The organism is Pseudomonas sp. 2995-3 (assembly GCF_002742565.1).
GTDB classification, from domain to species: domain Bacteria; phylum Pseudomonadota; class Gammaproteobacteria; order Pseudomonadales; family Pseudomonadaceae; genus Aquipseudomonas; species Aquipseudomonas edaphica.
The window spans coordinates 39,407-62,036 of sequence record NZ_LJSB01000442.1; the positions used below are offsets into that span (position 1 = coordinate 39,407).

At 60.0% G+C, this 22,630-nt stretch carries 26 protein-coding genes; 12 read left to right on the forward strand and 14 right to left on the reverse strand.

What is annotated here, in order from left to right; translation table 11 throughout:
- Positions 1-47 precede the first annotated feature (47 nt).
- Positions 48-1,061 (forward strand): ABC transporter substrate-binding protein, encoded by a 1,014-nt coding sequence (locus tag AOA62_RS30180; RefSeq protein ID WP_099550461.1) that lies wholly within the window; start codon positions 48-50, stop codon positions 1,059-1,061.
- 128 nt (positions 1,062-1,189) lie between these two features.
- Complete coding sequence (locus tag AOA62_RS30185) at positions 1,190-2,125, forward strand: aliphatic sulfonate ABC transporter substrate-binding protein (protein WP_017139207.1); 936 nt, start codon at positions 1,190-1,192, stop codon at positions 2,123-2,125.
- 114 nt (positions 2,126-2,239) lie between these two features.
- On the opposite strand, the gene gstA is transcribed toward AOA62_RS30185, so the two are convergent.
- Complete coding sequence (gstA, locus tag AOA62_RS30190) at positions 2,240-2,842, reverse strand: glutathione transferase GstA (RefSeq protein ID WP_017139208.1); 603 nt, start codon at positions 2,840-2,842, stop codon at positions 2,240-2,242.
- Between the two features lie 96 nt (positions 2,843-2,938).
- Between gstA and AOA62_RS30195 the strand changes: the two genes are divergently transcribed.
- Positions 2,939-3,808 (forward strand): LysR family transcriptional regulator, encoded by an 870-nt coding sequence (locus AOA62_RS30195; protein WP_099550462.1) that lies wholly within the window; start codon positions 2,939-2,941, stop codon positions 3,806-3,808.
- A gap of 167 nt (positions 3,809-3,975) precedes the next feature.
- Positions 3,976-5,295: a PAS domain-containing methyl-accepting chemotaxis protein gene (locus AOA62_RS30200; RefSeq protein ID WP_099550498.1), complete on the forward strand. Its 1,320-nt coding sequence runs from the start codon at positions 3,976-3,978 to the stop codon at positions 5,293-5,295.
- A 67-nt stretch (positions 5,296-5,362) separates the two neighbouring features.
- On the opposite strand, the gene AOA62_RS30205 is transcribed toward AOA62_RS30200, so the two are convergent.
- The 6 genes from AOA62_RS30205 to AOA62_RS30230 all read right to left on the reverse strand — a co-directional run bounded on the left by AOA62_RS30205 (position 5,363) and on the right by AOA62_RS30230 (position 10,593).
- Entirely contained in the window at positions 5,363-5,872 is a 510-nt protein-coding gene (locus tag AOA62_RS30205) for a hypothetical protein (RefSeq protein ID WP_017139210.1), read from the reverse strand.
- 133 nt (positions 5,873-6,005) lie between these two features.
- Entirely contained in the window at positions 6,006-7,415 is a 1,410-nt protein-coding gene (locus AOA62_RS30210) for an MFS transporter (protein WP_017139211.1), read from the reverse strand.
- 9 nt (positions 7,416-7,424) lie between these two features.
- The gene (locus AOA62_RS30215; protein WP_017139212.1) at positions 7,425-8,162 is read right to left on the reverse strand and encodes an NAD(P)-dependent oxidoreductase; all 738 of its coding nucleotides are present in this window, start codon (positions 8,160-8,162) and stop codon (positions 7,425-7,427) included.
- A gap of 14 nt (positions 8,163-8,176) precedes the next feature.
- Positions 8,177-8,809 carry a glutathione S-transferase family protein gene (locus AOA62_RS30220; protein WP_017139213.1) on the reverse strand — a complete coding sequence of 211 codons (633 nt, stop codon included), beginning with the start codon at positions 8,807-8,809 and terminating at the stop codon, positions 8,177-8,179.
- Between the two features lie 189 nt (positions 8,810-8,998).
- Positions 8,999-9,238, reverse strand: coding sequence for a DUF6124 family protein (locus tag AOA62_RS30225; protein ID WP_099550463.1), 240 nt, complete (start codon positions 9,236-9,238; stop codon positions 8,999-9,001).
- A gap of 323 nt (positions 9,239-9,561) precedes the next feature.
- Positions 9,562-10,593 carry a LacI family DNA-binding transcriptional regulator gene (locus AOA62_RS30230; protein WP_178075676.1) on the reverse strand — a complete coding sequence of 344 codons (1,032 nt, stop codon included), beginning with the start codon at positions 10,591-10,593 and terminating at the stop codon, positions 9,562-9,564.
- A gap of 211 nt (positions 10,594-10,804) precedes the next feature.
- Here AOA62_RS30230 and AOA62_RS30235 point away from each other — a divergent pair, with 211 nt between their 5' ends.
- Both AOA62_RS30235 and AOA62_RS30240 read left to right on the forward strand, forming a co-directional pair.
- Complete coding sequence (locus AOA62_RS30235; protein WP_017139216.1) at positions 10,805-11,338, forward strand: gluconokinase; 534 nt, start codon at positions 10,805-10,807, stop codon at positions 11,336-11,338.
- A gap of 84 nt (positions 11,339-11,422) precedes the next feature.
- On the forward strand, positions 11,423-12,775 hold the full coding sequence (locus tag AOA62_RS30240; RefSeq protein ID WP_056859617.1) for a GntP family permease: 1,353 nt from the start codon (positions 11,423-11,425) through the stop codon (positions 12,773-12,775).
- 139 nt (positions 12,776-12,914) lie between these two features.
- Here AOA62_RS30240 and alaC read toward each other — a convergent pair whose 3' ends face one another.
- Complete coding sequence (gene alaC / locus AOA62_RS30245; protein WP_017135427.1) at positions 12,915-14,114, reverse strand: alanine transaminase; 1,200 nt, start codon at positions 14,112-14,114, stop codon at positions 12,915-12,917.
- A gap of 195 nt (positions 14,115-14,309) precedes the next feature.
- On the opposite strand from alaC, the gene AOA62_RS30250 reads away from it, so the two are divergent.
- Positions 14,310-14,792 carry a GyrI-like domain-containing protein gene (locus AOA62_RS30250; RefSeq protein WP_017135428.1) on the forward strand — a complete coding sequence of 161 codons (483 nt, stop codon included), beginning with the start codon at positions 14,310-14,312 and terminating at the stop codon, positions 14,790-14,792.
- Between the two features lie 43 nt (positions 14,793-14,835).
- Here the strand turns inward: AOA62_RS30250 and AOA62_RS30255 are convergent, their stop codons facing one another.
- The 4 genes from AOA62_RS30255 to AOA62_RS30270 are packed head-to-tail and all read right to left on the reverse strand — an operon-like array spanning position 14,836 to position 17,494.
- Positions 14,836-15,441: a pyridoxamine 5'-phosphate oxidase family protein gene (locus AOA62_RS30255; RefSeq protein ID WP_017135429.1), complete on the reverse strand. Its 606-nt coding sequence runs from the start codon at positions 15,439-15,441 to the stop codon at positions 14,836-14,838.
- A gap of 36 nt (positions 15,442-15,477) precedes the next feature.
- Positions 15,478-16,686, reverse strand: coding sequence for a type II toxin-antitoxin system HipA family toxin (locus tag AOA62_RS30260; RefSeq protein ID WP_026013559.1), 1,209 nt, complete (start codon positions 16,684-16,686; stop codon positions 15,478-15,480).
- On the reverse strand, positions 16,679-16,933 hold the full coding sequence (locus AOA62_RS30265; protein WP_017135431.1) for a helix-turn-helix domain-containing protein: 255 nt from the start codon (positions 16,931-16,933) through the stop codon (positions 16,679-16,681). Before AOA62_RS30265 ends, AOA62_RS30260 begins: the two co-directional genes overlap by 8 nt.
- Positions 16,934-16,975: 42 nt before the next feature.
- A complete protein-coding gene (locus AOA62_RS30270; RefSeq protein ID WP_099550464.1) occupies positions 16,976-17,494 on the reverse strand; it encodes a GNAT family N-acetyltransferase in 519 nt (172 codons plus the stop codon).
- Between the two features lie 147 nt (positions 17,495-17,641).
- Between AOA62_RS30270 and AOA62_RS30275 the strand changes: the two genes are divergently transcribed.
- The 4 genes from AOA62_RS30275 to AOA62_RS30290 are packed head-to-tail and all read left to right on the forward strand — an operon-like array spanning position 17,642 to position 20,181.
- The gene (locus AOA62_RS30275; protein ID WP_099550465.1) at positions 17,642-18,061 is read left to right on the forward strand and encodes a nuclear transport factor 2 family protein; all 420 of its coding nucleotides are present in this window, start codon (positions 17,642-17,644) and stop codon (positions 18,059-18,061) included.
- Between the two features lie 42 nt (positions 18,062-18,103).
- A complete protein-coding gene (locus AOA62_RS30280) occupies positions 18,104-18,448 on the forward strand; it encodes a YciI family protein (RefSeq protein ID WP_017135434.1) in 345 nt (114 codons plus the stop codon).
- Between the two features lie 36 nt (positions 18,449-18,484).
- The gene (locus AOA62_RS30285; protein WP_017135435.1) at positions 18,485-18,961 is read left to right on the forward strand and encodes an SRPBCC family protein; all 477 of its coding nucleotides are present in this window, start codon (positions 18,485-18,487) and stop codon (positions 18,959-18,961) included.
- Positions 18,958-20,181: an RNA polymerase sigma factor gene (locus AOA62_RS30290; protein WP_099550466.1), complete on the forward strand. Its 1,224-nt coding sequence runs from the start codon at positions 18,958-18,960 to the stop codon at positions 20,179-20,181. The genes AOA62_RS30285 and AOA62_RS30290 overlap by 4 nt, the downstream gene beginning before the upstream one ends.
- A gap of 123 nt (positions 20,182-20,304) precedes the next feature.
- Here the strand turns inward: AOA62_RS30290 and AOA62_RS30295 are convergent, their stop codons facing one another.
- Complete coding sequence (locus tag AOA62_RS30295; protein WP_099550467.1) at positions 20,305-21,159, reverse strand: LysR family transcriptional regulator; 855 nt, start codon at positions 21,157-21,159, stop codon at positions 20,305-20,307.
- An 88-nt stretch (positions 21,160-21,247) separates the two neighbouring features.
- Here AOA62_RS30295 and AOA62_RS30300 point away from each other — a divergent pair, with 88 nt between their 5' ends.
- Positions 21,248-21,688 (forward strand): multidrug/biocide efflux PACE transporter, encoded by a 441-nt coding sequence (locus AOA62_RS30300; RefSeq protein ID WP_017137890.1) that lies wholly within the window; start codon positions 21,248-21,250, stop codon positions 21,686-21,688.
- On the opposite strand, the gene AOA62_RS30305 is transcribed toward AOA62_RS30300, so the two are convergent.
- Positions 21,675-22,580, reverse strand: coding sequence for a LysR family transcriptional regulator (locus tag AOA62_RS30305; protein WP_099550468.1), 906 nt, complete (start codon positions 22,578-22,580; stop codon positions 21,675-21,677). The two genes, AOA62_RS30300 and AOA62_RS30305, sit on opposite strands and share 14 nt — an antisense overlap.
- Positions 22,581-22,630: the final 50 nt, after the last annotated feature.

The following is a 22,630-nucleotide window of genomic DNA, read 5'->3' on the forward strand; positions in this document are numbered from 1 at the left end:
CCAGCTCCCACCGTTGATCTCCTGTGTTCCGGAAAATGAGGTTCTGCATGAAAACAATTAAAAACCTGCTCGGTGGCTCGCTGCTGGCTCTCGCTGTCCTGACGCAGCCAACCCAGGCCGCCGAGGCCATCAAACCCATCCACTTCGGCGACATCACCTGGGAAAGCGGCAGCCTTATCACCGAAGTGCTGCGCCTGATCGTCGAGAAAGGTTACGGCCTGCCCACCGACACCTTGCCAGGCAGCACCGTGAGCCTGGAAGCCGCCCTGGCCAAGGACGACATTCAGGTGATCGGCGAAGAATGGGCCGGGCGCAGTCCGGCGTGGGTCAAGGCCGAGGCCGAAGGCAAAGTGTTCGGCCTGGGCGACACGGTCAAAGGTGCCACCGAAGGCTGGTGGGTGCCTGAATACGTGATCAAGGGTGAGGCCGAACGCGGCATCAAACCGCTGGCGCCGCAGCTTAAGTCAGTGGCTGACCTGGCGCGCTACAAGGACGTATTTCGCGACCCTGAAGACCCGAGCAAAGGCCGCTTCCTCAACAGCCCCACCGGCTGGACCTCGGAAATCGTCAATAGCCAGAAGCTCAAGGCCTATGGCCTGACCGATACCTTCGTCAACTTCCGCACCGGTTCCGGCGCGGCGCTGGATGCTGAAGTGGCCTCCTCGATCCGCCGTGGCAAACCGGTGTTGTTCTACTACTGGTCGCCGACGCCACTGCTGGGCCGCTTCAAGCTGATCAAGCTCGAAGAACCGCCTTTCAACGCCGACGCCTGGAAAACCCTGGCCGACGCCAACAACCCGCACCCCATTGGCACCCGTTCGATGCCTGCACACTTGGCGATTGGTGTGTCGGCGCCGTTCAAGGCGCAGTACCCACAGTTAGTCACCTTCTTTGAAAAAGTTGACCTGCCGATCGACCTGCTCAACGGCATCCTCGCGCAAATGAGCGAGAAACGTGAACAGCCGCGCCAGGTCGCGCTGGCGTTCCTCAAAGAGCAGCCGCAAGTGTGGCAGCAATGGGTGCCTGCGGATGTCGCGGCCAAGGTCAAAGCTGGCCTGTAGCTGATCGTTCCCACGCTCCGCGTGGGAATGCATCCCGTGACGCTCTGCGTCACGATTTTAGAGCGGGGCGCGGAGCGTCCCTGGCGGCATTCCCACGCAGAGCGTGGGAACGATCGGAGGTAACAATGATGGTTAAGTTTTTCAGTGTGGTTCTGGCTTCACTTGTGTTTTCGGCAGCGGTGTCTGCGGCCGAACCGTCCACCTTGCGCATCGGCTACCAGAAAAGCTCGGTGAGCATGGTACTGGCCCGTGAGCACAAACTGTTCGAAGAGGCGCTGCCCGGCACCCAGGTGCAGTGGACTGAATTCCTCGGCGGCCCGCCACTGATCGAAGCGCTGAACGCCGGCAGCCTGGACATTGGCAATATCGGCGACATCCCGCCGATCTTCGCCCAGGCCGCCGGCATCGACTTGCAGTACTTCGCTGTCGAGCCCAATGAAGGCAAAACCGAAGCGGTGCTGGTGCCCACAGCCAGCAGCATCCAAAGCGTGGCCGAACTCAAGGGCAAGCGCGTGGCGCTGCTCAAGGGCTCCAGCGCACACAACCTGTTCCTCAAAAGCCTGCTGCGCGCGGGCTTGCAGTGGAAGGATGTGAATGTGGTGTACCTGTCGCCGTCCGACGGCCGCGCCGCGTTTGAACAAGGCAAAGTCGACGCCTGGGTGGTGTGGGACCCTTACTACTCGGCGGCCGTGGTCGATGGCTCCGCCCGCGTATTGGGCGACGGCCAGGGCCTTAACCCGGCGGGCAGTTTCTTTGTGGTCAACAGCCCGTTTGCCAAACAGTACCCGCACGCCGTCGCCACCATCATCAAGACGCTCGGCAAGGCCCAGCGCCTGTCCCTGGACCAGCCCGAAGAAAGCATCGCCTTGATGGCCAAGACCCTGGGCCTGCAACCGGCGGTGGTCAAAAGCTACTTCGAACACCGCTCGCCGGAGCCGATTCGACCGCTGCAGGCTATCGACATCGCCAATCAGCAGCGCACCGCCGACCTGTTCTTCGCCAACGGCCTGATCCCGAAAAAGGTCGATGTACAGCAAATAGTCTTCAAGGCTCTAAACCAATGAACATCAACTGTGGGAGCTGGCTTGCCTGCGATAGCGCTGGCCCAGACAGCACATCATTGCCTGACACACAGTCATCGCAGGCAAGCCAGCTCCCACGGTGGATTGCATTTCAGGTCATGGATTTTCAGCGGCCAGTGCCGCAGTCACGGCAGGCCGTGCGCCAACGCGTTGCATAAACGCCGTTAACGCCGGCCACGGCTGCAGATCAATGTCATGAACCGCCGCCCAGCGCAGCAGCACAAACAAATACGCATCCGCTACCGAGTACTGCTCGCCCAGCAAATAATCCTGACGCTCCAGCGTCTGCACCAGAAACTCAAAGCGCTTGAACAACTTGGCCACAAACGTGGCTCGCACTTCGCCTTGGATCGCCGGGTTGAAGAAAATCCCCAGCCCGCCGTGAATCTCGCTGGCGATGAAATTCAGCCATTCCTGCAAACGCACACGCTCCCAACTGCCATTGGCCGGGGCCAACTGGGCGGCGGGTTTCAGGTCGGCCAGGTATTGCAGGATCGCACTGGCTTCGGTCAGCACCTGGCCGTTATCCAGTTGCAGCGCCGCCACATAGCCCTTGGGGTTTATTTGCAGGAAGTCTGCGCCATCGGCAGTGGTTTTGGCCTTGTTATCGACCCTTACCAAGTCGAACGGCAGCGCCAATTCGCGCAGCACGATATGGGGGGCGAGGGAACAGGCATTCGGGGAGAAATACAATTTCATGTGGGGCTACTCGGTTGAATTTGCGCCAGTCTCGCGGGCATGGCACCGTGGGTAAAATTAAACCTTCAGACCCCACCCATAAGGACAGCTACTGCCATGATGAACCTGATGCACTGGCGCTTGCTGGTGGCCGTGGCCGATCAAGGCAGCATTACGGCGGCTGCCGAGCAGGTGGGCATGACCCAGTCCGCCGCCAGCCAGGCCATGGCCAACATGGAGGCGACTTTGGGTGCGCAATTGTTCACGCGCGAGCCGCGCAAGACCTTGCCCACCGCGCTCGGGTTGAGTGTGATCGAACAAGCGCGCGTTATGATGGGGGCGTTGCAGGCGATTCGTACAACGGTCGACGACGCTCGGCCGCTGCTGCGTGGGAGTATTCGCATCGCCAGTTTCCCGATGGTGATGGCGACTTTTCTGACGCCGCTGCTGCAGCGTTTTCGTCAGCTGAACCCCGGTATTGAAGTGACCACGCTGGATGTCACGGACAGTGAAGTGCTCACCTTGCTTGACGCCGGCCTGATCGACCTGGGCGTGGTGCTCAACCCCAGGCCCGAGCGCAACGCCAGCGTATTGGGGCGAGATTGCTGGATGGCCGTGTTGCCGACCGATCATCCCTTGGCGCAGCGCCCGGCCAACGCCAGCGTGTCGTTTGAGGAACTGCTGGAGCAACCCTTTGTACTTGCCACCGGCGGTTGCACCGCCAGTGCCCGCAGCTTGGCGGGCGCTGCGGGGCTTACCCTGCGCGATATTCGCGTGGAAGTACGCGAGTGGAACAGCGCCTACAGCCTGGTACGCGAAGGCGTCGGCGTCACGCTGGTACCTGAAATGGCCTTGCCGGTAAAGCGCAATGGCTTGCGCGTGATGCCGCTGACCGTCCCGCTGTATCGCGAATTTGCCTTGGTCGGCTCGCCCACCCGGCCGCCTTCAGCCGCGGCAAGCGCATTGTTAAAAATGCTGGCTGACTAGTGGCCTTGCATAGCGCCAAGCCCTGTCTATGCTCACCCAGAACCGTTGATGACGTTTGGCATATAAAGCGTTTCGGATGGTTATTTCCCCATGAAGGTTAGCCAGCACTATCCAAAAAATGAATGGAATGCGCCTTTCAGGCGCCGGGAATCAAGGGTGATCTGACCATGTTCAACCGCCATCACAAATCCGACCTGCAAGAAATCGAACGTTTCTCCTGTGCCCTCACCGAAGCCAACGCCAAACTCGCCGCCATCAGCCGTTCCATGGCAATGATCGAGTTCGACCGCAACGGCATCATCCTCGATGCCAACGACAACTTCTGCACAGCCATGGGCTACAAGGTGGAGGAAATTCGCGGCAAGCATCACCGCATTTTTTGCGAGGTTGCCTACACCCACACCGAGGCCTACACCAAGCTATGGCGTGACCTGGCGCGGGGCGAAGCCCTCAGCGGCACCTTTATGCGCCTGAACAAGCGTGGCGAAGAAGTGTGGCTCGAAGCCAGTTATATGCCGGTGCTCGACAGCAACAACCAGGTGCAGAGCGTGATCAAAGTGGCTTCGGATATTTCGGCGCGGGTCCATCATGAACACGAGAACCAGAGCCTGATCGACGCCATCAGCCGTTCAATGGCGGTGATCGAGTTCACGCCCCAGGGCCAGATTCTCAACGCCAACGACAATTTCCTGCGCACCGTGCAGTACTCACGCGAAGAAATCATCGGCCAGCACCACAGCATGTTCTGCCACCGTGCCGAGGTTGAATTGCCGGCCTACAAGGCGTTCTGGGCCTCGCTCAACCGTGGGGAATATCATTCCCATCGCTTCGAGCGTAAGAACAAATACGGCAAGACCCTGTTTCTGGAAGCGTCCTACAACCCGATTTTCGACACCAACGGGCGCCTGTACAAAGTGGTGAAATTCGCCAGTGACATCACCGACCAGGTCACCACCCTGCGCACCGCCGCCGATTCGGCGCATGCCACCTCGGTACAAAACGATGCCTGTGCGCGCAAAGGTTCGGAGGTGGTGCAGCAAACCGTGCAGATCATTGAAGAGATTTCCAGCGACTTGAATCAGGCGGCCCAGAGTATCGATGCGGTGAGCAAGCAATCGGACATCATCGGCTCCATCGTGCAGACCATCCGCAGCATTGCCGAGCAGACCAATATGCTCGCGCTTAACGCAGCCATTGAAGCGGCGCGGGCGGGCGAGCATGGGCGTGGTTTTGCGGTGGTGGCCGATGAAGTGCGCAGCCTTGCCGCACGCACCAGTCAGGCGACAGTGGAGATTGTGGATGTGGTGCGCAAGAACCACGACCTGTCGCTGAGTGCGGTGTCGAGCATGCAGTCGAGCCTGAGCCGTACGGGGCTGGGTGTGGAATTGGCGAATGAAGCGGGGCAGGTGATCCTGGAGATTCAGGAAGGCTCGCGGCATGTGGTGGATGCGATCAGCCAGTTCAACTCAACGTTGCAACTGCAGTAAGGCTGGGGGCTCAAGATCGTTCCCACGCGGAGCGTGGGAACGATCATCCGATCATCAGCGGTGTCGGTCAGATCGCGGCCAGGGTTTCTTTAACCGCCTGCGCCGGATCAGTGGCTTTCGCCGCTACCTGCTGATCTTGCTGCTGCTTCACGCGTTCAGCCACTTGCTTGGCAATCGCGTCCTGTTTTTCCTGCGGCATTGCTTGCACTTGCGCCTCGGTCAAACCCTGTTCCTTGAGCAACTGCTCGCGGATGCGTTCGGCGGGGGATTTGTTCATGTAGTCGGTGAAGTCGGCGCGTGCGGTGCTGGTGCTCGAACCGGCTGCCGGCACATCCGTCGATGCGGTAGGGGCGGCGGTGGTGGCTTGCAGTTGCACACGGGTCTTGGCGAAGGCTTCGTCGATGCGGTCGTTGGCCTTGTCCAAATCCTTTTGCGCGGCCGGCACGGTCACGCTTTGTTGCGCAGCTTGCAGGGCACCACTGTAAAGCGTGCTGGCGGCAGCGTTGGCCGGGTCCATGTCGGGACGCTTGAGCTGTTGCACGGTCGATACGGCTTGGGCGTTGTTATTAACCAGCATGATCGGTCACCTGTGGAAATGTTCGGTGCGACAGCTGGAGCAAATAGCATGCCGAGTGCACCACCCCCGGTTTTGTTGGGGATGGCGCGGGCGTCGCGGCAATCATTGTCCCGCAGGCGGCCAACTGTTGCCGTCAGTGCGCAATATTCTCCAACGCCAAATTGCGCGTGCGCGGCCCGAACCAGCTGATGGTGATCATCACAATCAACATGCTGCTGGCAATAAACGCCAGCACGCCCGGCGTGCCCAGGTGCTCCAGAATAAAACCGATCAACAAGCTGCTGAACACTGTGGACAAGCGGCTGAACGAATAGCAGAACCCCACCGCCCGTGCGCGGATATTGGTCGGGAACAACTCGCTCTGGTACGAGTGATAACTGAAGCTCAGCCAGGCGTTGCAGAAGGTGATCATCACCCCGCAGATCACCAGCCCCACGGCCGTGGTTTGCAGGGCAAACAGGCTGCCGAAGATCATCGCGCCCATGGCTGAGCCGACAATCTGCCATTTGTTTTCAAAGCGATTGGCCACTTTTACAAACAGCAACGGCCCCAGCGGGTAGGCGAGGGTGATGATGAAGGCGTACATCAGGCTGTGGGTCACGCTCACGCCCTGACCCGACAGCAACGCCGGCAACCAATTGCCGAAGCCGAAAAAGCCGATGGCCTGGAACACGTGAAACACAATCAGCATCAGTGCGCGACGCCGGTACGGCGGTTGCCAGATATCGGCAAAACGGCCGCTGCCTTGCACGCCGACGGCCTGCGGTTCAGGTTCATCCAGCGGTTTGCCGTGATCCTTTTGGCAGCGCGCCTCCAGGTTGTCCATGATCTGCCCGGCTTCATCAAAGCGACCTTTTTGCGCCAGCCAGCGCGGTGATTCCGGCAGGCGCTTGCGCAGTTGCCAGATAAACAGCGCAAACACTGCACTGCTGAGCACCACCCAGCGCCAGCCGGACACCCCGAATGGCGCCTGGGGCACCAACCACCACGACATCAACGCCACCGCCGGCACCGACAGAAACTGGATGAAAAACGCGAAGGCGAACGCCGAACTGCGCATGCGCTTGGGCACCAGTTCCGACAGGTAGGCGTCGATGGTTACCAGTTCGATCCCCAGGCCAATGCCCACCAGAAAACGCATGCCGATAATGCCCAGCGCCGAGGTTTGAATGCCCATCAACACCGTGGCGACCGTGTACCAGATCAACGCAAAGGTAAAGATCGCCCGGCGCCCGAAACGGTCGGCGATAGGGCTGAGCAGGCTGGCGCCGAGGAATAGGCCCAGAAAGGTTGCCGAGGCGAACGCGGCCTGGTCCGAGAAGCCGAACACGCCCTCGCTGCCGGTGTGGAAAATACCGTCGCTGATCAAGCCGGGGCTGATATAGGCGGTCTGGAACAGGTCATACAGCTCAAAAAAACCACCGATCGACAGCAGCGCCACCAGGCGCCAGACGGTGGCGACGGCGGGCAGGCGGTCAATGCGCGCGCTGATGTGGGCAGCACGGATCGGGTCGATGCCGTCGGCGGTGGAGAGTGCAGGCATGGGCAGAACTCAATAAGTAATCGGGATTTCAAATGCTTGGAATGCATCATCGACCGGATGGTAACCCAACACCCGCGTGGTTTCGCTCAGGTCCAGGCGCTTGAAACGGTTATTGGAAATGCCATGGGCGATCAGGTGCTTCACGCCCTCGGCCTCCACCGAGCGTTGCAGCAATTGCACCGCGTCCCGTGGGCTGAGCCAGGCGCTGAGGTCGCGGGCGTTGTTGAGGTCGTGGGTTTCGGGGAACTCAAAGGCGCCGATGCGCAGGGCAATGGTCGACAGTGGCGTCTTGGCTGCGTAGTAGCCGCACAACGCCTCGCCGTAGCATTTGCTCACGCCATACAGGTTGGCGGGCATTACCTGCATGCCGGGCGTGATCTGCCGGTCTACCGGGTAGCCTTCGATGGTTTGTGCGCTGCTGGCGAATACCAAACGCTTCACGCCGGCGGCCACGGCGGCTTCGAACAGGTAAGTCGTAGCAAGGATATTGTTCGGTAGCAACTCGTCGAACGACGCGCTGGCGTGGGGGATGCCCGACAGGTGCACGACCACGTCGATGCCATCAAGCAGCGCAGCCAGGCTGGCTTTGTCGCTGAGGTCGGCGTGGACGAATCGGTGCTCGCCCAGGTCGAACGCTGGCGCGATGCGGTCCGTGAGGGTGAAGCGGTAGCGGTCTTTCGAGGCTTCGAAAAATGTCTTGCCGATTCTGCCGCAGGCGCCGGTAAGCAGTACGTTGAGTCCTTTCACAGTGAGTCCTTGTTTTAGTGATGGCCGTCGAGGGCGAAGGTCTTGAAGCCCTGGCGTTGGCTCAGGCGTTGGTAATACGCCGCAATGGCAGGGTAGGGCGGGCGCTGCATGGGCGTGTTCTGCCAACGGTGCACCGAGAGGCCGATCAGGATATCGGCGAGGGTGAATTCATCTCCGGCCACATAGGCGCCGGTTTTGGCCAGCTGTTGTTCCAGCAGGCCCATCTTGTCATTCCACACCTGCACGGCGGCGGCAATCTGCGCCGCGTCGAGGTTGTCGGGGTTATTGCGCACCAGCGCGGTGAAGGCATCGCCCCAGGCGCGGTTGAGTTCCACGGCTTGCCAGTCCACCCATTGCTCGACCCGCGCACGTGGCGCGGGTTCGGCGGGTAGCAGGTCGGTGCGTTGGTAGAGGCCGATCAGGTAGCGGCAGATGGTATTGGACTCCCACAACACGCCGTGGTCGTCGATCAGCACCGGCACCTGGGCGTTGGGGTTCAGGGCCAGGAATTCGGCTGACTGGGTGGGCTTGAAGCCGATGCCCCAGTCTTCACGTACGTAGTCGATGCCCAGTTCCTGGCAGGTCCAGAGCACTTTGCGCACGTTGATGGAGGACGTGCGGCCGAGGATTTTCAGTGAGTGTCCCATGGTGCTTCCCTGACGATGGCGAGCGGTCAATCTAGCAGGGGCAGGACTTTACGGCGATATCTTAAGTGGGCACGGACAACATGTGGGAGCTGGCTTGCCTGCGATAGCGGTGTGTCAGGCAATGATGTGCCGACAGGTCTACCGCCATCGCAGGCAAGCCAGCTCCCACAGGGTTAACCGAGTTAGGCTTTAGGTGCGTGGTGTTTGCTGGTCCATGGCTTTGCCGACCATCAAGACTGATAACTCGCTGAGTTGATGAATGGCGAGAGCCACGTCGCGGTGTTTGCCGGTGAGGTCGTTGGACAGGTCGAGCAGCAAGGTGCTGACGGAGCACACGGTTTCGTAGCTGTTGATCAGTAGGGATTCGAGGGGTGTGTCGGGTGTGAGGGTGAAGATCGTAGTTGCAGGTTTTTCAATTTCTTTGATCATTGCAGTGCTCCTGGTTTAGGAGGTCCAAAAGTGGGCTACTAAACCCGATCGCCGAGAAATTCAGCGACCGACCCACCTTAGTTTCCACCCACCCAAGCGCACAAGCCGGCGGATTCTGACGTAAGCGTAGGCAACCGGGCAAGGCGCTTACGGCAATGTCAGCCGCGTCCTATAGGCGTCCCACATCTCAAGCGAGCACGGAAAAAAATGTGGGAGCTGGCTTGCCTGCGATAGCGGTGTGTCAGGCAACGATGTGCCGACAGGTCTACCGCCATCGCAGGCAAGCCAGCTCCCACAGTTTGATTGTGTTTGGGCTTTGAAAGTTACGTGCTTTCGCGCACCTGCAACTCAAACCCCATGTCCACCACCGGCTTGGCAATCTTGTTGCCCGCCATGATCGTCAACAAATGCTCCGCCGAGCGCCGCCCGATCGCTTCCCGTGGCGTGCTGATGCTGCTCAAACGCGGCACCATAAAAGACGATGCCGGCAAATCGTTAAAGCCCAGCACTGCCACGCGCTCCGGCACGTTGATGCCGTGGCGCATGGCCTCCAGCAGTGCACCCTGGGCCAGGTCGTCGTTACCGAAGAAAATCGCATCCACGTCCGGATGCGCCGCCAGCAGCTGCAAAAACAACTCACCACCCAAGCCCACGGAGGAGGGGCGTGGCGTCAGCAGTTCCAGCGCCGGGTCGTACATACCCGCCTGCTGCAGGGCACGGCGGAACCCTTCACCGCGCAGCAACGTGCGCTGGTCCAACTGCGCGCCGATATACGCCAGGCGCTTGCGCCCACGGGAGAGCAAATGCGCTGCGGCTGTTTCGCCTGCGCTCAATTGCGAAAACCCCACGCAATTCACGCCCGCGTTCGGGTCCAGATCCATCATGTACACACAGGGCACATTGCTGGCCTCGACCATCCGTCGTGCGCTTTCGGTGCGATCAAACCCGGTCAGCAGCAAACCGCGTGGCTGGTAGGCCATGTAGTTGCGCAGCAGGTTTTCTTCTTCATCACGCGAATAGTGCGAGTTGCCGATCAGTACTTCAAAGCCCTTGGGCCGCAGCACTGCGTGGATGGCTTCGAGGGTTTCGATAAACAACAGGTTGGACAGCGACGGCACAATGACCACCACCGAATGGCTTTGCGCCGAGGCCAGGGCGCGAGCGGCGGGGGTGACGACGTAATTCAGTTCGGCAGCGGCCAGTTGCACTTTTTCCACCAGCTCGGTAGCAACCGTGCTGACGCCACGCAGTGCGCGGGAGGCGGTAATGGGGCTGACACCCGCCAGGCGGGCCACTTCATTGAGGGTCGGGCGACCCGTGGTGCGCAATTTTTTATCGTTCTTGGAGGTCATCAGGCTGTTGCCAAACAAAAATCGAGGCACTAAGGTAGCGCTGTCTCCAAATGGCTGCAAATTATTGAACGTTGGGTTGCCTGATCCTGTTCAAACAGTTGGAGAGGATGCACGCGTCACTCCATAAAAATGACAAGTCGGCGCGGGAAAAGCCTGTTTTTGCACTAGCCTTACAGCGTGCAAAGGTAGCGCTATCTGCGTCCTGAGGTGTTTCATGAGTCAACCTGTTACCGCCCTGGTCATCATGGGTGTTTCCGGCTGTGGCAAGTCCAGCGTCAGCGAAGCCCTGTGCCGCCTGAACGGCGCCACCGCCATTGAAGGCGACAGCTTTCACCCCGCCGCCAATATCGAAAAGATGAGCGCCGGCCACCCCCTCAACGACGACGACCGCGCCGGCTGGCTCGATATCCTCTGCGATGAACTGCGCCGCTCGCTCAAAGCGGGCGAGCATCCGGTGCTCACCTGCTCAGCCCTCAAAAAGAAATACCGTGACCACCTGCGCGAAGCCGCGCCGGGCCTGGGGTTTGTGTTCCTGGAGCTGACCCGCGCCGTGGCCGCTGACCGCGTGTCCCACCGCCCCGGCCATTTCATGCCGGCAAGCCTGATCGATAGCCAGTTCGCTACCCTCGAATCGCCCGTGGGCGAGCCGCTGACCCTGGCGCTCAATGCCAGCGAAGACAGCGTTGAGGACCTGGCCGAGCAAACCAATGCCTGGTGGCTGCAACACGGCTTTGAACCTACTCATTAATTTTTTGCCGGAAAAGGTAGCGCTACCCCCGGCGAAAGATTCAATACCCGCTTTAATAACAACAACAAACAGGAGAGACCCCCCATGTTTGGCATGTCCCACGAGTCCTACCTGCTGCTAGACGCAGTGGTCACAATCATCGGGTTGATCGTTCTGATCACCCAATTCAAGGTGCACCCGTTCATTGCACTGATCATCGCGGCCGGCTTCCTCGGCCTGACCTCGGGCATGCCCGTGGACAAGATCATCAAGGCATTCCAGGACGGTTTTGGCGGTGTGCTTGGTTTTGTCGGCATTATCCTCGCGCTGGGCACGATGCTCGGCAAGATGATGGCCGAGTCCGGCGGCGCCGATCAGATCGCACAGACACTGATCCGTGCCTTCGGCAAAGACAAAGTTCAGTGGGCGATGATGTTCGCTGCCTTCCTGGTGGGCATCCCGCTGTTCTTCGAGATCGGTTTTGTACTGCTGATCCCGCTGGTATTTATCGTCGCGCGCCGCACCGGCGTGTCGCTGATCAAGATCGGCATCCCGCTGCTCGCCGGCCTGTCGGCGGTACACGGCCTGGTGCCGCCGCACCCTGGCCCGCTGCTGGCCATCGGCGTGTTTGGTGCGGACATCGGCAAGACCATCCTGTACGGCCTGATCGTCGCACTGCCGACCGCCATTATTGCCGGGCCGATTTTCGGCACGTTTATCGCCAAGTACATTCCGGGCAACCCGTCCCAGGAACTGGTCGACCAACTGGCCCGCGAGCCGGAATCCAAAAGCCTGCCGAGCTTCAGCATCACCCTGATCACCGTGCTGCTGCCGGTGTTCCTGATGCTGCTCAAAACCTTCGCCGACGTCGCGCTGCCGGACGGCCATGCCATCCGCAACTGGATGGACATGATCGGTCACCCGATCACTGCGCTGCTGCTGGCGTTGCTGCTGTCGCTGTACACCTTTGGCCATCGCCAGGGCATTCACTCCAAGCAAATCCTCAAGCTGCTCGACGCCAGCCTCGCGCCGACCGCTGCGATCATCCTGATCATCGGCGCCGGTGGTGGTTTCAAGCAGATGCTGGTGACCAGCGGCGTGGGCGACGTGATCGGCCACATGGCGGTGAACGCGCAGATCAACCCGATTTTGCTGGCGTGGCTGGTGGCGGCGGTGATTCGTGTGGCCACAGGCTCCGCGACGGTCGCGACCATTACCGGCGCAGGCATTGTGGTGCCGGTGGTCGGGATGATTCCAGGCGTTAACCGTGAGCTGCTGGTGTTGGCGACGGGGGCTGGCTCGTTGGTGTTGTCTCACGTCAACGATGCGGGGTTCTGGCTGGTGAAGCAGTACTTCAATATGACCGTGGTCGAGACGTTCAAGACCTGGACGGCGATGGAGACCATTCTGTCGGTGGTGGCGCTGATCTTTATCATGTTGCTGTCGTTGGTGGTGTAACAGGCGCACCACAAAACCTATGTGGTAACCCAATCAAATGTGGGAGCTGGCTTGCCTGCGATGGCGGTGTTGGATTTACCATCGCCATCGCAGGCAAGCCAGCTCCCACATTGATTCGGTTTCTTCAGGTCGTTCAGGATCAGGCTTTATCCGCCCGGAACATCCCGCGAATCCCGCGTACCGCCTGGCGAATCCGGTCCTGGTTCTCGATCAGCGCAAAGCGCACATGATCATCCCCGTACTCACCAAAGCCGATACCCGGCGACACGCACACCTTCGCCTCCAGCAGCAGTTTCTTGGCAAATTCCAGCGAACCCATGGCGGCATACTGCTCGGGGATTTTTGCCCAGACGTACATCGACGCCTTCGGATTCTCGACCATCCAACCCAGCTCATGCAGGCCTTTGACCAGCACGTTACGGCGCTGGCGATACTGCTCGGCAATGTCCTTCACGCACTGCTGATCACCTTCCAGCGCCGCAATCGCGGCCACTTGCAGCGGGGTGAAGGTGCCGTAGTCGTGGTAGCTCTTGATCCGCGCCAGGGCGTTGACCAGTTCCGGGTTACCGACCATAAAGCCGATGCGCCAGCCGGCCATGTTGTAACTCTTGGACAGGGTGAAAAACTCCACCGCAATGTCCTTGGCGCCCGGCACTTGCATGATCGACGGCGCTTTCCAGCCGTCGTAGACGATGTCGGCGTAGGCCAGGTCGTGGACAACAAGCACGTCGTACTGCTTGGCCAGGGCGATCACACGTTCAAAGAAGTCCAGTTCCACGCACTGCGCGGTGGGGTTGGACGGGAAGCCCAGAATCATCATTTTCGGCTTGGGGATCGAGCCACGAATCGCCCGTTCCAGCTCGGCGAAGAAGTCCACGCCCGGCACCAGCGGCACCGAACGCACCTGGGCGCCGGCAATCACGGCACCGTAGATGTGAATCGGGTAGCTGGGGTTGGGCACCAGCACGGTGTCGCCCTGGTCGAGGGTGGCCAGCATCAAATGCGCCAGGCCTTCCTTGGAACCGATGGTCACGATGGCTTCGGTTTCCGGGTCGATATCCACTTCGTAGCGGTCTTTATACCAGCGCGAAATCGCCCGGCGCAGCCGCGGAATGCCTTTGGAAGTGGAGTAGCCGTGGGTATCTTCACGCTGGGCGACGGTGACCATTTTTTCCACGATGTGGGGAGGCGTGGCGCCGTCAGGGTTACCCATGCTCAAGTCGATGATGTCTTCGCCGCGCCGACGCGCAGCCATCTTCAGCTCGGCAGTGATATTAAAAACGTAAGGGGGGAGTCGATCTATGCGCGCAAAGCGGCGCGGCGAACCTTGGTCTGCCATTGTTGCCTCGAGGTACGTAAGCGCCCGGAACCGTCCGAGCGACGTCGGCCACTGCGGTGGCCTGCGGGGCAGACAATACGGTCGATGATGGCCAGTTGTCCAGATGTGTAGGAAAAATTTCTACTTGGAGTGAAGCCTGGATATGCCCCTATACTCGATGCGGGTTTGTTCCCTCATAAGAAGGAGACTGTTCGTATGGATCAGCAGACAAAACAACCGTTAGAGCCACGCATGGAAGCCGGTAAAGCCTTGGTAATCGCCGGGGTACAAGGGCGTTATTCAAAGGCCACAGTGGGTGATATCCCAAAGCTGTGGGAATTGTTCGACACTTGCATCAAAGACATTAAAAAGCGCGTCGGTGGCGTGACCTATGGTGTGTGCCATAACCCCCACCATGGCGAGTTCGACTACATGGCCGGGGTTGAAGTCCCGACTAAAAGCGACGTGCCGAGCAACTTCGAGTTCATCGAAATTGCGCCGCTCAACTATGCCGTGTTCCCACATTACGGGCCGGTGCAGGCACTTGAGCAAACCTACGAACGCATCATGTTCGAGTGGTTGCCGCACTCGGGCTACAAGGTGATGGGCGCGGATTTCGAACGCTACAGCGCCGATTTCGACGCGCGCAAGGGTACGGGGACGGTGGAGATCTGGCTGCCGGTTGGCGAAAAGGGCTGACGGCGGTGCTGTCAGCGCCGGCAAGCCGGCGCCGACAGACGTATCAATACAGCGTGTTTTTGACCCGCTCCGGCATCTCTCGGTCATAGGCCTCGGCATCAAACTGCCCAGCATTGAGCCGCTTGTGAAACGCTCCGGCCGACGGCAGTGCCGAGCGGTCCAAGTGCTTCTCGGGGTTCCAGCAATCCGAGCGCACAAAGGCTTTGGAGCAGTGGAAATACGCGGCCTCCACCTGCACCAGAATCACCGAACGCGCCGGTTTGCCATTCACCGCAAAACTCTCCAGCAGCTCGGGCTCGATGGAAATCTGTGCGCGGCCGTTCACGCGCAACGTTTCGCCAACCCCCGGGATGATGAACAGTAAGGCAATGCGTGGGTCTTGCAGCAGATTGCGCAGGGTGTCGAGCCGGTTATTGCCCGGCCGGTCCGGGATCGCCAAGGTGCGCTCATCCACAATCCGCACAAACCCCGGCACATCACCACGTGGCGAGCCATCAATGCCGTCCGGCCCGGATGAACTCACCACCACCAGGGGCGACGCCCGCACCATGGCCTGGTAGTCCTCGTTGAGAAACGCGATCTCCTTGCGCACCGCCCGCTCGTGGGGGAGGCCGTAGAGGGTTTCGAGTTGTTCGAGGGTTGTCAGCATGTTCACCACCTTGTCCTTGGATGAGTACAGAAGCGTTCAGCCACCGAAGCTCTGCTGGTAGCTCTGGGCGGATTGTCGAATGGCTTTTGCAACGTCAGGCGCTAACCGACAGTATTCGTCTTCGCGCTTGAGCACGACCTCAAGGGTTTGAAGCAGCGCCTGAATACGCGCCTGAGGTTCTGCAATTTCGCAGGTTCTTGCAAACTCAAGGATGCCCAAGCGTGAGGCAAACATTGATTTGTTGCCGGACAGATCCAGCGCAAGTGTGTCTTCAGGTATATAGGCGGTGGTATTCACGATGTCGTAAGCCGGGGCCAGGCGCGCGTCAAATTTAATCGGGTCACTGTAGAGCACACCGAAGTTTTTCAGGTGAGCATCGCCATTTCCCACGATGCAACTCAAAGCCACGCTATCGAACAATTGGTCCAACGAGCTGCGTTGGTTTTCTGGTGAGCAAAACGCGCGTACAGCCTTGGCGATGGCGGCATAGCTCTTGGTGTATTTCTGTTCGGCAGACAGGCCCATCAGTGTGGTCATGTCTTCGAAACCCAGCGGGTTGAGCTGCGCGTCGCGATCAAAGCGCCGCATGATGAATAGCTTATGGTTCTGCGACAGATAAAACGGCGGCACGGGCAGGCCTGCATCCCGCGCAATGGACATGCACAGGTATTCATTGATGGCCAAGCCCGGAAACTCATCGCGCCCGCTTTTGATAATCAGGTCGTTGGTTTTTGAGGTGAATTTTTGCTCGGGAGTTTGAGGTTTTTCTGGCACCAGCACTTTGGGCTGTACGCCAGAAATGCCCGCTCGCAGAATGTAACGGTCCACCAAGTCGGCGAACAGGTCTTCTGCTCCATCCCACGCGAGAATTTCTGCCAGGTTCTCTCCGTTTGCGGGCGGACCGTTGCGTTGGATCAATTCGTTTATCTGATCGGAAATCACGAAAACCCGGCCAATCGGTGCACTGCTACCTGATAAGGCCAGTAACAGCATCGGGTCCACTTTTACCGTTTTAGCCAGACGGTTACGCAATTGTTCCAGTACGTAGCCTTCGGGCAAATTCATTTGAAAGATTGGATGCAATTCGCGGCGGCGATATTCTTCTGCGCGCACGGGCATGGTAAGGCTGATGGCGCTTTGGGCCTGTGCCTTAGCGTCGTAGCGAAACAGGTAATCATCAGCGCCCACCAAGACGCTGCCGCTGTCGCCCTGAGGCGTATGAACGCTAAGAGCGGGGCTATTCATTGAACAAGTCCTCTAACTCTTCAAGTGTCGGCAGAGTCACTGGCACTAATTTGACCTCACTGCCCAGGGCGGCAATCACGCGAGCATAGGCATTCATGGAAACAGAGAGGCTGCCCTTCTCGATTTCGATCAGTTTTTGCCGGGTAACGCCCGCAAGTTTCGCCAGGTCCGCTTGTGTATAGCCACGGTTGAGGCGCATGGAGCGAACTTGTTGGCCTAAGCGTTGGGTGATAATAGAAGTGTCCATGTCACGTATTCATTACTTTTGATTATTTAAGTCATATATACGTTACATTTTTAAGCTGTCAATGCCATCCCGACCAAACACCCAACTCAACCTGCGCTCATACCCAACCCGCCCCTTATACGCCTCCCCGCTGTCCACCCACCCAGCCGCCAGATACAACCCCATCGCCGCCACATTGTCCGTGTCCACCGACAACTCCAGCGCCTTGATCTGCGGCCACGCCTGCAGGGCCGCCGCCGGCAATGCCTGCAAACACGCTTTGCCAAACCCGCGCCCTTGCTGATGCCGGTCCACCTGCAACGCGTGCAGCGTGGCGCTGTGTTCATCGGCCCAATGGGGCAGGCAGGGTGGGCGTTTGAGCAGCAGGAAGGCCACGGGCATTTCGTCGGCCAGTAGTGCAAAGCCTTTGATTGCGCCGGGCTTGGGGTTGACCAGCAGGCTGTTGAGCGCGCAGTAGATATCGCCGGAATACGCCAGTTGCTCGGGGTGCACTTGCAGGGTGTCGAGCTGCTGTTTTTGCACAAGGCTCAGCGTCTCATAGGCGACGAGGCGGGTTTCCATCGGGGGCGCATCCGAAATCCTACAAAGAGGTGGGGATTCTAGCGGGTTTGCCGCAGGCAAAATTATTTTTCAGTGGCCTGTCGATTTGCGCTGAGGCCGTTCGACTAAGGGTGTCCTTTGTGATTTCCAACCCCCAGGAGTATCGCCATGAGCACTGCAATCACCACCCTGATCGAGCAATGGAAACAAGCCGTACTTGATCGTGATATCGACAAAATTGTCAGCTATTACGCCGACGATATCGTCTCGTTCGACGCCGTCACTGCGCTGCAATTCAAGGGCAAGGCCGCCTACCGCGCCCATTGGGACGAATGCATGAAGCATTGCCCTGGCCCGGGCATTTTCGAATTTCATGAGCTGCATATCGTTGAGGCGCCCGACAGCGCGTTTGCCCACTGGCTGGCCCACTGCGGCGGCGCCGGGCCGGATGGCGTGGTGAAGGCGTGCTGGATGCGCGTGACTGCCGGCTACCAGCGTATCAACGGGCAGTGGAAGGTGGTGCATGAGCACTGGTCGGCGCCCTTCGACATGGAAAGCGGCACGGCATTGTTCGACCTGAAACCTTGACCGCCACGAACTATAGTCAGTAGTCCGAAAACGGAGAGCGCCATGAAATACCTCTGCCTGATCTACAGCAACGAAGAGGTGTTACACACCTCGCCCGACAGCCCGGCGGACCCGGAGTGTTTTGCCTACGCCGAGGCCATCCAGGCCAGCGGCCGAATGCTCGCCGCCGAGCCGTTGGAGTCGGTGAGCACCGCCACCACCGTGCGCATGCGCAATGGCAAGCTGTCGATCACCGACGGGCCGTTTGCCGAAACCAAGGAACAGCTCGCCGGGTTTTACCTGATCGAGGCCAAAGACCTGAACGAAGCGATCCAGGTGGCGGGCGGCATACCGGCAGCCCGGGTCGGCAGTGTGGAAGTGCGCCCCGTGCGTGAATTGAATCTCTGAACACAACAACCACAAGATTTTAAGGAGGTTTACCCCATGAATACCCAACCTGCTGAATTTGAACTGTCCATCAGCCGTTTGATCGACGCACCGCCAAGCAAGGTATTTCGCGCCTGGACCACGCCCGAGCTGTTACAGCAATGGTGGGGGCCACACGGCATGACCACGCCGGAGTGCGAAATGAACCTGTGGGTCGGTGGTCTGTTTCGTACCTTGATGCGCGCGCCGGATGGCGCCGAATACCCGACCTCCGGCGTATTCCTGGAAATCAAGGCGCCGAACCGGCTGGTGTTTACCGATGCCTTTGCGCCGGGCTGGGTACCGTCGGGCAAGCCGTTCATGACCGCCGAAGTGACCTTCGAAGCCGTCGACGGCAAGACCCAGTACACCGCCCGCGCCATGCATTGGAGCGAAGCTGACAAGCAGGCCCACGAAGCCATGGGTTTCCATGACGGCTGGGGCCAGAGCCTCGACCGCCTGGTGGCTTTGGTGACCCAGGGCATGCCCGATTGACCCCGCAGGTCGAGGCGATTTACCGCAGCGAATCACGCCGCGTACTGGCGACGCTGATTCGCCTGCTGGGTGATTTCGACATGGCTGAAGAGGCGCTGCACGAGGCGTTTTTTATTGCGCTGCAGCGCTGGCCGCAAGACGGCGTGCCGGATAACCCACGGGCCTGGCTGGTCTCCACCGGCCGCTTCAAAGCCATCGACCGCCTGCGCCGACAGGCACGTTTTACCCCGTTACTGCAGGAGCAGGCCGACGCGCTGGAAGCGGCTGACTGGAGTGAGGAAGACGTGGAAGACGACCGCCTGCGCCTGATCTTCACCTGCTGCCACCCGGCGTTGGCACCCGACGCCCAGGCGGCGCTGACCTTGCGTGAGATCTGCGACCTCACCACCGAAGAAATCGCCCGCGCCTTTCTGGCCACGCCCACCACCATCGCCCAGCGCATCGTGCGCGCCAAGGGCAAGATCCGCGAAGCAAAAATCCCCTACCAGGTGCCTACCCTGGACGCGTTGCCCGAGCGTCTGGACAGCGTGCTGCGCGTGGTTTACCTGGTGTTCAACGAAGGCTATTCGGCGTCCATGGGCGCCGACCTCACCCGCGAAGACCTGACCCGCGAAGCCATTCGTTTGGGGCGCTTGCTGCTGGAGTTGCTGCCAGAGCCGGAGGTCATGGGCTTGCTGGCGCTGATGCTGCTGCATGAGTCGCGCCGAGCAACGCGCACCTCGGCCGACGGTGAGTTGGTGTTATTGCATGAACAGAACCGCGCAGTGTGGGACGCGTCCTTGATTGCTGAAGGCTGCGCACTGGTGGAGCAGGCGTTGAACACACGGCGTTTTGGCCCGTATTGCCTGCAGGCGGCGATCGCGGCGGTGCATGCCGAAGCGCCCCAGGCAGAGGACACGGACTGGCTGCAGATTGTCGGGCTTTACGACGTGTTGTTGCGCGAAGTGCCGTCGCCGGTGATCGAGCTGAACCGCGCTGTGGCGGTGGCGATGGGGCAGGGGCCATTGGCGGGGTTGCAGTTGGTGGAGGGCATTTTGCAGCGTGGGGAGTTGCGCGATTATCACTTGGCGCATTCGGCGCGCGGGGAGTTTTGTCGGCAGTTGGGGCGGGTGGAAGAGGCGCGTGATGCTTACGAAAAAGCCCTGTTACTGACCCAGCAAACCCCGGAGAAACGCTTCCTCGAACGCCGCCTGGCCGAACTCAAACCTCCTATACAATGAAAATCAAAACTGTGGGAGCTGGCTTGCCTGCGATAGCGGTGTGTCAGCCGCCAAATTCTAGACTGGCTCACCGCCATCGCAGGCAAGCCAGCTCCCACCTGGAACCTCAGTGTCCGGACAGAATCACTCCAGCATCTTGCCCAGCAACCAACTCCCCGCTGGCCCCGGTGGGTGGTGCCTTGACCAGAGCGCATCCACCGCCACCGAACGTGGCCAACTGCGCGCCTTGAGTTCGACCAGGTGGTCGCCACCAAAACGCTCCACCAACCAGCGCGGAATCGGTGCCCAGCCAAACCCCAGCTGTGCCATCTCCATCAGCATCAAGTAACTGGGCGCCGACCACACCCGCCCGCTGGGGCGGGTTTCAGTCGGGTTGATGATGCTGGCCAGGCGCAATTCGCGGTGTTGCTGCAAGGTCTGCGCCGGGATGTTCTTCAGCTTGGCCAGCGGGTGTGTGGGCGCCGCGAACAGGGCAATTTCGGTACGTTCTTCGACCGGCGCGCCGGTCAGGTCGGGCGGGTAAGTGTCTTGTTTTTCGATAAACGCAATCTGCGCCCGGCCGCTTTGCACCAGGGCGATCAGGTCTTCGCATTCGGCGATCAGGCATTCCAGCTCAAGGTCCGGGTGGCGCTGTTCAAAGGCCTTGAGGGCGATTTCAAAGCGGTCGGACTGGTAAGTATCGGACATGGCGATGGTCAGCTTGGGTTCCAAACCCTGTGACAACTGGCTCGCTGCCAACTCCAGGCGGCTGCTGGCCTCCAGCACCTGCTCGGCGCGTTGCAATAACACATGGCCGGCTGGCGTAAGCGTCGGCTTGCGGCTGCTGCGATCAAACAGCACCACATCCAGATCAATCTCCAGGCTCGCCACCGCCGCGCTGACGGTGGACTGGCTTTTACCCAGCTTGCGCGCCGCCGCCGAAAACGAGCCTTGGGTAGCCGCCTGCACAAACGCCTGCAGCACTTCATTGGAGGCCATGACTATCGCCTTTATCGATGGTTATTAGTTATGAAGTATCGAGTCAAAGGGTAATCATGGCAACCATCGTCACTCAAGGAGCCGGGTCATGAACCCTACCAAGTCGATTACTGAACGTGTTTGCCAGGCCATTGGTTTTGAAGGGCTGGCCTTATTGATCTGTACGCCGCTGCTGGTCTGGATCACCGGCCGGCCGGCCCTGGAAATGGGCGCGGTGACCCTGGGCATCAGCCTGTTGGCACTGAGCTGGAACGTCATTTTCAACAGCCTGTTCGACCGTCTCAAAGCCCGCCTGCAACTGACCAGCGGCGGCTGGACCCGCGTGGTGCATGCGCTGTTGTTCGAAGGCGGCCTGATCATCCTGGCGGTGCCATTAATTGCCGCGTTGATGAAGATCAGCCTGCTGGAAGCCTTCATCCTCGACATCGGCGTGCTGTTGTTCTTCCTGCCGTACACCTACGTGTACCACTGGGGTTATGACGTGCTGCGGGAAAAAATCGTACAGTCCCGTGTACCTAGCCAAGCTTGAGCGAGGCCACAAACTCCAGAAATGCCCGCACCTTGGCGGCGGGCAAGTGCCGCGACGGGTAATAGGCGTACAACGGGAAACGCTCGTCCGGCCAATCGGGGAACAGCTCCACCAGGCTGCCGGCCTGGATCGCCGAGTCCAGGCCGAGGTCGAGCATCTGCGCCACGGCATGCCCGTGTTCACACACGCTGTATAAGGTGCTGGCGTCGTTGACCACCAAGCGGCCGCTGGTGCGCACAATCACTTGCTCGCCGGGCCGGTGGAATTCCCAGGCAAACGGGCGACCGGTTTGCGAGTCGCGAAAATCCAGGCACATATGCCCGGTTTCCAGGTCTTGCGGGATCGCTGGTCGGCCGTATTGTTCAAGGTAAGTGGGGGAGGCCACGGTGAGCACGCGCACTTCCATCAGTTTGCGGGCGATCAGCGAGGAGGACTGTGGGATGCCGAAGCGAATGGCCAAGTCAAAGCCGTCGGCCACCAGGTCGCCGAGTTGGTCACGGGTGTGCAGGTCGAGTTGCAGTTGCGGGTATTGGCGCATGAAGTCGCCGAGTACCGGGCCAAGGACCAGCCGCGAAAAATACGGGTCGATGTTCACCCGTAAACGCCCGCGCACGGTAAGGGCGCTGTCGGCCGCCGAATCGGCAGCCTCTTGCAGCCCGGCCAACAGCGGGGCGATTTGCTGGTAGAAACGTCGCCCTTCGTCGGTCAATTGCACCGAGCGGGTGGTGCGGTCGAACAGGCGAATGCCGAGGCGTTTTTCCAGGCGGGAAATCGCCCGGCTGACCCCCGAAGGCGTCATCTCCAGGCTGTTGGCGGCGCGGGCAAAGCTGCCGCTGTCGACTACGGCGGCCAATACGCCCATGCCGCCGGCCAAGCCTGGATCAAAACTCATCGGTGATTGCCTGTCAGTGATCTGAAGGCATTGATGCTAGCGCAGAATGC

Coding starts and splice junctions, on each gene's coding strand:
- gstA (WP_017139208.1), bottom strand. CDS start 2,842: ATGAAATTGTATTTCTCCCCGAATGCCTGTTCCCTCGCCCCCCATATC.
- AOA62_RS30250 (WP_017135428.1), top strand. CDS start 14,310: ATGGATCAGCAGACAAAACAACCGTTAGAGCCACGCATGGAAGCCGGT.
- AOA62_RS30220 (WP_017139213.1), bottom strand. CDS start 8,809: ATGGGACACTCACTGAAAATCCTCGGCCGCACGTCCTCCATCAACGTG.
- AOA62_RS30225 (WP_099550463.1), bottom strand. CDS start 9,238: ATGATCAAAGAAATTGAAAAACCTGCAACTACGATCTTCACCCTCACA.
- AOA62_RS30180 (WP_099550461.1), top strand. CDS start 48: ATGAAAACAATTAAAAACCTGCTCGGTGGCTCGCTGCTGGCTCTCGCT.
- AOA62_RS30185 (WP_017139207.1), top strand. CDS start 1,190: ATGGTTAAGTTTTTCAGTGTGGTTCTGGCTTCACTTGTGTTTTCGGCA.
- AOA62_RS30270 (WP_099550464.1), bottom strand. CDS start 17,494: ATGGAAACCCGCCTCGTCGCCTATGAGACGCTGAGCCTTGTGCAAAAA.
- AOA62_RS30305 (WP_099550468.1), bottom strand. CDS start 22,580: ATGAGTTTTGATCCAGGCTTGGCCGGCGGCATGGGCGTATTGGCCGCC.
- AOA62_RS30235 (WP_017139216.1), top strand. CDS start 10,805: ATGAGTCAACCTGTTACCGCCCTGGTCATCATGGGTGTTTCCGGCTGT.
- AOA62_RS30195 (WP_099550462.1), top strand. CDS start 2,939: ATGATGAACCTGATGCACTGGCGCTTGCTGGTGGCCGTGGCCGATCAA.
- AOA62_RS30200 (WP_099550498.1), top strand. CDS start 3,976: ATGTTCAACCGCCATCACAAATCCGACCTGCAAGAAATCGAACGTTTC.
- AOA62_RS30295 (WP_099550467.1), bottom strand. CDS start 21,159: ATGGCCTCCAATGAAGTGCTGCAGGCGTTTGTGCAGGCGGCTACCCAA.
- AOA62_RS30260 (WP_026013559.1), bottom strand. CDS start 16,686: ATGAATAGCCCCGCTCTTAGCGTTCATACGCCTCAGGGCGACAGCGGC.
- AOA62_RS30205 (WP_017139210.1), bottom strand. CDS start 5,872: ATGCTGGTTAATAACAACGCCCAAGCCGTATCGACCGTGCAACAGCTC.
- AOA62_RS30255 (WP_017135429.1), bottom strand. CDS start 15,441: ATGCTGACAACCCTCGAACAACTCGAAACCCTCTACGGCCTCCCCCAC.
- AOA62_RS30240 (WP_056859617.1), top strand. CDS start 11,423: ATGTTTGGCATGTCCCACGAGTCCTACCTGCTGCTAGACGCAGTGGTC.
- AOA62_RS30300 (WP_017137890.1), top strand. CDS start 21,248: ATGAACCCTACCAAGTCGATTACTGAACGTGTTTGCCAGGCCATTGGT.
- AOA62_RS30280 (WP_017135434.1), top strand. CDS start 18,104: ATGAAATACCTCTGCCTGATCTACAGCAACGAAGAGGTGTTACACACC.
- AOA62_RS30210 (WP_017139211.1), bottom strand. CDS start 7,415: ATGCCTGCACTCTCCACCGCCGACGGCATCGACCCGATCCGTGCTGCC.
- alaC (WP_017135427.1), bottom strand. CDS start 14,114: ATGGCAGACCAAGGTTCGCCGCGCCGCTTTGCGCGCATAGATCGACTC.
- AOA62_RS30265 (WP_017135431.1), bottom strand. CDS start 16,933: ATGGACACTTCTATTATCACCCAACGCTTAGGCCAACAAGTTCGCTCC.
- AOA62_RS30275 (WP_099550465.1), top strand. CDS start 17,642: ATGAGCACTGCAATCACCACCCTGATCGAGCAATGGAAACAAGCCGTA.
- AOA62_RS30285 (WP_017135435.1), top strand. CDS start 18,485: ATGAATACCCAACCTGCTGAATTTGAACTGTCCATCAGCCGTTTGATC.